Consider the following 7328-nt stretch of genomic DNA (forward strand, 5'->3'; position numbering starts at 1 on the left):
GGTGTTCCTTTCGGTTCGCGCGCAACGGTGCGCGGGAATGGCGCGTCAGCGGGCGGCGCGGGCCGCCTTGCGGCGCTGCTTCAGGGTGGTCCGGACCTCACGCTCGTCCTCGGCGTGCCGGCGCGCCGAGGCGGCCTTGCGCAGCCCGTACCCGAAGGAGGCGACCTTGATCAGCGGGTTGGCCGCCGCGGCCGAGATCACCGTGGCCAGGTTGGCCACGCTGGCGGTCACGTTCTGAGCGTGCGAGGTCATGGTGTCGACCTTGGCCAGTTGCACGTTGACCCCGTCCAGTGACACCTGCACCTGCCCGAGGGCGGTGTTCACGTTCTGCACCGTCTCGCCCACGTTGTTCAGCAGCGGACCGGCCTGCTCGTTCAGCTCGTTGATCGCGCGGGTGGCCGCATCCACCGTCCGGCCGAGTTTCAGGATCGGCACCGCCAGAACGAGTACGAGCACCGCAAAGGCGATCGCGGCGATCAGGCCGGCGATTTCTCCCGCGTTCATCAAGCGTCTCCTCTACTCGGGCCCCACGGCCATGACCACGTGCGTGCAGACCCTACCGTCCGTGAGGGTCATGCGCGTCACGACGGTGACGGTGTCGGGTCCAGGAGCGGATCGTCACTCAAAACGGGGTCCGGCGTCTCACCGGTCAGCCCCGGGCTCTCCCCGGTGCCCGGCCGCCGGCGTTGATCGCTGATGGCGTTCTGCACCTTGATGCTCACCGTGGACCCGGTGCACGCGGCCGGGTCGGGCACGGTGCCGTCCGCACCCACCGACGGGATCGCTGCCGGGTCCTGCGCGGCCACCGCGTCGGCCGCGCACTCCGGCAGGTGCACCCACAGGTCCAGGGTGTACTCGTCACGCCGCCAGCAGGTGTACCGGCCGTCGGTGATCGGCTGATCCGGGCACTCGTGCACCTTCCACGGCTGCCAGCCGGCCTGGGCGAGCGCGGAGGTGTAGAGCCGCGCCGTTTCCTCGAAGGGGCGCTGCGAATGCGCCGTACGCTCCCGGAATCGGCACTCGATCAAGCACCACCGGCTTCCGCTGCTGTTGTCCTGCACGCTCCCGGCGGCCCAGTCGGGCACCTGCAAGGTGTTCAGCGAGGCGAAGACCGGGTCGTTGCCCGACGCGCGCAGGCCGAGCAGCACCGGCAGCGCGCCGAGCAGCAGCACCGACACCGCGGCCACCACCAGCACCCGCAGCCCGCGCCGGGCGCGCAGTTGGGATCGTGCCGCCTGCAGGCCACCGGCCTGCTGGTCGTCGTCGCCGGACGCGGAGTCCGCCGCGCCGCCGCGGATCTCCCCGCTGTGGATCTCCCCGCTGCCGTTGTCCCCGTCGCGCGCGCCGCCGCCGGGCGCCAGGCCGGGCCGGGCGCCGTCCGGACGAGGCCCGGTCGGCGTGGCGGCCACACCGGGCACCCGCGCCGTCCCGGCCGACGCCGCCCCGGACTGGCCGGGAACCGCGGTCCGGGCGGAGGCGCGTGCCGCGCCCGGTTGCACCGCCGCCCGGCCGCCGGTGCCGCCACCGACCGGTCCCGGCGCTCCCGCGGGGGGTCCACCGGCCGGGCCGGGCACCGCGGCGCTGCCGACTCGCCCGGTGCCGCGAAGCGGCGGCCGGGCGCCGGTCTGTCCGCCGTCCGGCCGTGCCGGGGCGGGTGCCCCGGCACGGGCCTGAGCCGGGCTGACCGGTGCGCCGTCCCCGGGCATGTCGACCGGGCCGGTGACCCGCGCCCGGCCCCCGCGGACCGGCATCGAGCCGGTGGCCGGGCCGGGCTGGTCGGCACCCGGTTCGGCCGGGCGTGGCACGCGTCCGGTGCCCCGGCTCGGCGGGCCGCCACCGGGACGCTGCACCACACCGGACGGGCTGTCGGCCATGGCGCCGGCGCGGCCCGGCACGGCGGGTGCGCGGACGCCTTCGCGTCCGGGTACGACGGGCGGAACCACGCTGGCAGAGGCTCGGGCGGCCCCGCCGGGCCGCGCCTGCCCGGCACGCGGCGGGGCGCCGGGGATCGGTCCGGACTGCTGCGTGCCCTCCGGGGCACCGTGCCGGCCGCTGTGCGGCAAATCTCCCTGCGCCGGGCCGCCGCCGTGCGCAGGACCGCCGCCGTGCGCAGGACCGCCGTGCGCAGGACCGCCCTGTCCGGGACCGCCGTGCGCGGGCCGGATCTCGCCGGACCGCTCATCGGCGGGCGGCTGATCGTGACGCGGGCGGCCGGGCCCGGCCGGGTACCCCTCCGCATCGACACGGGCGCGGGCGCCGGTGTTGCGGGAACCGAAGCTCCCCGGCGCCGGGACCGCGGACACCGGGCGGCTGGGTGCCCCGTGCCGACCGGTCCGTGCACCGGACGGCTGCTGCCCGGCGTCGTCAGGCTGGCCGTGCCGCCCACCGATCTGGCCGTGTCGCCCGGTCGCCTGGTCCGGGGGTCCGGCGGCATTCCACGCGGACCCGGGCGCGGGGCGCGGAATGGGCCGCGAGTGTCCCGGTCCGGCGTCCGGCGCACCATGCCGCCCGCCCGGCACGCGACCGCCGGAGGCGGGGCTCTGCGGCGCGGAGCTGCCCGGCGCGGGACTTCTCGGCGCGGGACTTCTCGGCGCGGGACTTCTCGGCGCGGGACTTCTCGGCGCAGGACCGGCCTGCTCGGGACCGCCCGGAGCGGGACTGCCCGGCCGCACCGGCGACGCGGACTGTTGCCGCACCTCCATCTGCCGGCGGCCATGTCCGGGCTCATCGGGCGAACCACCGCCCGGAGCCGGACCCCTGCCCGGAGCCGGACCGTGACCCGGGGCCTGAGCGTGACCCGGGGCCTGAGCGTGACCCGGGGCCTGAGCGTGACCCGAGGCCTGAGCGTGACCCGGCGCCTGAGCGCGACCCGGCGCCTGAGCGTGACCCGGGGCGGGTGGCCGCCGGGCTGCGGGCGGCGCGTCGTCGGGCTCGTCGTCCGGGCCGGGAGCGACCCGGCCGGGCTTGCCGACCGGCCCCGCGCCGCCGGGACCGATCGCGCCGCGCTCCCGCTGGGCGGTGCGCAGGTCGTCGAGCCAGCCCGTCTCCTCGCTCGACACCTCCTCCGGCGGGGGCGGGTCGGCGGCGTCCGGACGGTTGCGTCCGAACAGGCGGCGTCCCCGCGCGCCGCCCTGCGGGCTGCGCAGCTCGGGCTCGTCCTCGGGCCGATCGGCACCGCGCGGTGTCACGGCTGTTCCTTTCGTTCCTGCTGGGGTGCTGGCGCGTCTTTGCCGGGGGCAGTCTCCCCCGTCGGGCCCGGCGGGGAAACCTCTGCCTGGCCAGACCCGCCCCGGACTATCCGCCGCAATCGGGGCAATCGCTCACTGACCGCCCGCTCCGCACCATGCTCGGTGGGCGCGTAGTAGTCCGTACCGTCCAGATCGTCCGGCAGATACTGCTGCCGGACGACGCCGTGCGGATCGTCGTGCGGGTAGCGATAGCCCCGGCCGTGGCCGAGGCCACGCGAGCCGGCGTAATGGGCGTCGCGCAGATGCGCCGGCACCGCGCCGCCGCGCCCGGCACGCACATCCGCCATCGCCGCGCCGAGTGCCGTGGTGACGCTGTTCGACTTCGGCGCGGTGGCCAGGTGGACCACGGCCTGTGCCAGATTGAGACCGGCCTCGGGTAGCCCGACCTGCTGCACGGCGGACGCCGCGGCGGTGGCCACCTGCAGCGCCTGCGGATCGGCCATGCCGACGTCCTCGCTGGCGAAGATGACGATGCGCCGGGCGATGAAACGCGGATCTTCCCCGGCGACAAGCATCCGGGCCAGCCAGTGCAGCGCCGCGTCCGGGTCCGATCCGCGCATGCTCTTGATGAAGGCGCTTGTCACGTCGTAGTGCGCGTCGCCGTCCCGGTCATAACGCACGGCCGCCACGTCGACCGCGCGCTCGGCGGTGGCCACGTCCACCTCGGCCGCCCCCTGGGCAGCCGCCGACGCCGCGGCGGCCTCCAGCGCGGTCAGCGCCTTGCGTACGTCCCCGCCGGCCAGCCGGACCAGATGATCCTCGGCGTCCGGGTGCAGGGTCACCGCCCCGCCGAGGCCGCGCTCGTCGGCCAGCGCCCTGCGGAGCAGGGCGCGGACGTCGTCCTCGGTGAGTGCCTGCAGGGTGAGCAGGACGCATCGCGACAGCAGCGGCGAGATGACCGAGAAGTACGGGTTCTCGGTGGTCGCCGCGAGCAGCGTGACGGTACGGTCCTCGACCGCCGCCAGCAGCGAATCCTGTTGCGTCTTACTGAACCGGTGCACCTCGTCGATGAACAGCACCGTGGGCGGCCCGCCGGAGCGCCGGGACCGGCGCGCGGTCTCGATGACCGCACGGACGTCCTTGACGCCGGCGGACAGCGCGGACATCGCCACGAAGGTGCGGTCGGTGGCCCCGGCGACCAGGTGCGCGATGGTTGTCTTGCCGGTGCCCGGCGGACCCCACAGGATCACCGACATCGGCGTGGCGCCGGTGACCAACTGCCGCAGCGGCGCGCCGGGCGCGAGCAGATGACGCTGCCCGACAAGCTCATCGATGGTGCGCGGGCGCATCCGCACCGGCAGCGGCGATTCGGCCGTCGGCGTGTCGAGCCCCCGGCCCGGGGCGGCAGTGTCGACACCGCCCGGCGGCAGGGAGAAGAGCCCGTCGAGATCCATCGGCACAGAGCGTACCGGCCCGCGCCCAGGTGCCCGAAATGCACCGAACGCGGGCCGGGCTGGCTGACCGGACCGGACCGGTAATCGCCGGGTCAGCCGCGACCGGGGCGGCGCCCGTAGAAGCGGCGTCCGCTGCCGCTGCCGGAACGCGGGCCGGAGCCGATGCCGGCGAGGTACAGCGACAGCAGCAGCAGACCGAGCGCGGCGAAGGTGGGGAAGTTGAACAGGTCACTGGTCGCGACGTCGAGCAGATCGAGCAGCAGATAAATGCCGAAGACGACGGCAGCGGCGATGGCGAGCATCGATATCCTCCGGGGGTGGGAGCTGGTTGGCCTGCGAATACCCCGAGAGCGGTCAGGCCGAAACTCCACCGTGGACAGCCGTGACCTCTTGATCACGCCGAGTGAGCGCGACGAGGTAGAGCGGCGCCGCCACGGCCAGCACCACCGCGCCGACCAGCATCGCCACACCGGTGTCCGTGGCGGCGGCGATCGCGGTCAGCGCCACCAGGCCGAGCGCGCTGCCCGGCTGGCTGACCATCGAGTTCAGCGACAGCAGGCTGGCCCGGAACGGTCCCTCCACCTGCCGGTGCAGCAGACCCACATGCACCGGGTTGGCAGCGCCGTGCACGACGTAGCACAGCAGGAAGGCGGTGATCAGGCCCGCCGCTCCCCCGGCCAGTCCCATGCCGGCGACGGTGAGGCCCTGCACGATGCGCAGCGCGAAGCCGGCCCACGGCGCGCCGATGCGCCGGTAGAGCAACGGCACCAGCGCGGCGCCACCGGCCGAGGCCGCCCATGCGGCCGACCCGGCCGGTCCCATCAACGCCGCCGACCGGTCGGCGTCACCGATCAGATCGGTCAGCCGCACCGGCGTCAACGTCTCGAAGGCCGCCATGCCGAAGCCCCAGAACAGCTCGACGAGGATCAGCGCGGCGATCACCCGGGATTGCCGCACCAGGCGCAGCGCACCACCGATGGCCGACGGCACCTGCCGCACCGAGGCAACGAGCGCAGCGACGCCACGGCCAGGTCGCACCTCGGTCATCAACAGCAGCAGCGCGACGAGCGCGCCAACCTCGACCAGCAGGGCGACCAGCACCGGCATGGTCAGCGCACTGACCGGCCCCCAGCCGCCCGGCGGGCTGACCGCGACGATGCCGCCGGAGGCCAGCGCGCCCGCGGCGACGGCCACGCCGAGCACCACGCCGCTGCGGCTGAGGCCGCCCTCGATGTCCGCGTCCGGATCGGCCGCCAGCGCGTGATCCACGTACCACGCCTCCAGCGGACCGCTGTCCAGCGCCCGGAAGATCCCTCGCAGCAGGTAGTAGGCCACGTACGCCACCACGCTGTGTGCCACCGCCAGCAGTCCCAGCGAGCCCAGGCTGACCACACCCGCCAGCACCAACACCGGCCGACGGCCGAGCGCGTCGGACAGGCCGCCGGTGGGCAGTTCCAGCAGCATCACGGTGATGCCCTGCACCGCGGCAGCCGCGCCGACCTCGGCCACGGTCAGGCCACGCTGCAGGGCGAGCAGCACGGTGATCGGGATGAGCAGGCCGACCGGGAACCACCGCAGCCCCAACAGCACCAGGAAGCGTCGCCGGACCTGGATCGCGTTGAGCACGCTCACGACTCCGTCCCCAAGCCGGCGTCCGGATCCGTGCCGCCGTCCGACCCCGCTCCGTTGTCCGGCTGCGGCAGCGGCACCGGGTAGAGATAGAGCAGCACCGTGCGCGCGTCCTCGGCGGGTGCCGCGGTAGTCTGCCGGCGCCAGCGCTCGACCACCTCGTCCAGCTCCGCCGTCATCGCGGTCAACTGGGTGGCGTTCAGCCGCAGGATGTAATCGGAGAACTGGGCGGCGAGACGCCATGCCTCCGGCTCGGTCGGGGTGGCGATCAGCCAGTCCTGCACCCGCTCGGCCAGGTTGCGGGCGAAGTTGCTGGTGAGCCAGTCGGCCGCGGCCTGCGCGTCGGGATCGTCCGGGAAGCCGTCACGTTCCCAACTGCTGACGTCGTGCGCGGCCCGCCACCAGCGCTGCCGACCACGCCCGGACGGTTCCTCGACCACCAGTCCCACCTCGGCGAGCTGACGCAGGTGGTAGCTGGTGGCCCCGGTGTTGGTCCGGAACACCGCGGCGAGTTGCGTCGCGGTAGCCGGGCCGCCGACACGGAGCTGACCGACCAGGCGTGACCGCAGCGGATGGGCGAGCACCCGGATCTGGCGCGCATCGAGGTTCACGTGCCGAAGTTCGTCCGTCATGCTTCCACAATACTTATGCACACTTTCTTTGCAAGACTTCTATGCACGATCCGAGCGCCAGGCGCCATTCACTGCCCCCACCCCACCCCGCGCCCGCCCGCACCCACGCACCGCCCGCGGCACGCGCCACACGCCCCCGCACCCCGCGCCGTCGCCCCGCCCCCCGCACGCCCCGCACACCCGCACACCCGCACACCCGCACACCCGCACACCCGCACACCCGCACACCCGCGCCGACGCTTCTATAGGTGGGCCGGTTCCGGGAGGGATTGGTATCGGTAGGTTCGTCGTCGGTGATCTGCGAGTGACTCATTCAAGATCTGGCTGCCCTGGGGTATGCCGTGGAGCCGACTTGTCCTCGTGGGTTGCCGGCGTCGGCCCGGCCCACCGTGCTGGCCTGATCAGAAGCCTGTCCGCGTACTCGC

Annotated in this window: 6 protein-coding genes; all 6 read right to left on the reverse strand. The window is 74.3% G+C overall.

Annotated features, from left to right (window positions below):
• Positions 1–45 precede the first annotated feature (45 nt).
• Positions 46–504 (reverse strand): DUF948 domain-containing protein, encoded by a 459-nt coding sequence (locus IEY73_RS27640; protein ID WP_189082258.1) that lies wholly within the window; start codon positions 502–504, stop codon positions 46–48.
• A 77-nt stretch (positions 505–581) separates the two neighbouring features.
• Positions 582–3188, reverse strand: a complete 2607-nt coding sequence (locus IEY73_RS33815; protein ID WP_229716207.1) for a hypothetical protein — start codon at positions 3186–3188, stop codon at positions 582–584.
• Positions 3185–4642 (reverse strand): replication-associated recombination protein A, encoded by a 1458-nt coding sequence (locus tag IEY73_RS27650; RefSeq protein ID WP_189082259.1) that lies wholly within the window; start codon positions 4640–4642, stop codon positions 3185–3187. Before IEY73_RS27650 ends, IEY73_RS33815 begins: the two co-directional genes overlap by 4 nt.
• Before the next feature lie 92 nt (positions 4643–4734).
• Positions 4735–4944, reverse strand: coding sequence for a hypothetical protein (locus IEY73_RS27655; RefSeq protein WP_189082260.1), 210 nt, complete (start codon positions 4942–4944; stop codon positions 4735–4737).
• 52 nt (positions 4945–4996) lie between these two features.
• Positions 4997–6274, reverse strand: a complete 1278-nt coding sequence (locus IEY73_RS27660) for an MFS transporter (protein ID WP_189082261.1) — start codon at positions 6272–6274, stop codon at positions 4997–4999.
• The gene (locus IEY73_RS27665; protein ID WP_189082262.1) at positions 6271–6903 is read right to left on the reverse strand and encodes an ArsR/SmtB family transcription factor; all 633 of its coding nucleotides are present in this window, start codon (positions 6901–6903) and stop codon (positions 6271–6273) included. The genes IEY73_RS27660 and IEY73_RS27665 overlap by 4 nt, the downstream gene beginning before the upstream one ends.
• Positions 6904–7328 lie beyond the last annotated feature (425 nt).

Source organism: Mangrovihabitans endophyticus (assembly GCF_014646155.1).
Lineage (GTDB): Bacteria > Actinomycetota > Actinomycetes > Mycobacteriales > Micromonosporaceae > Actinoplanes > Actinoplanes endophyticus.

Bases quoted from the DNA above. Each gene is read 5' to 3' on its own strand.
- IEY73_RS27640 (WP_189082258.1), bottom strand. From the start codon at position 504: ATGAACGCGGGAGAAATCGCCGGCCTGATCGCCGCGATCGCCTTTGCG.
- IEY73_RS27650 (WP_189082259.1), bottom strand. From the start codon at position 4,642: ATGGATCTCGACGGGCTCTTCTCCCTGCCGCCGGGCGGTGTCGACACT.
- IEY73_RS27655 (WP_189082260.1), bottom strand. From the start codon at position 4,944: ATGCTCGCCATCGCCGCTGCCGTCGTCTTCGGCATTTATCTGCTGCTC.
- IEY73_RS27665 (WP_189082262.1), bottom strand. From the start codon at position 6,903: ATGACGGACGAACTTCGGCACGTGAACCTCGATGCGCGCCAGATCCGG.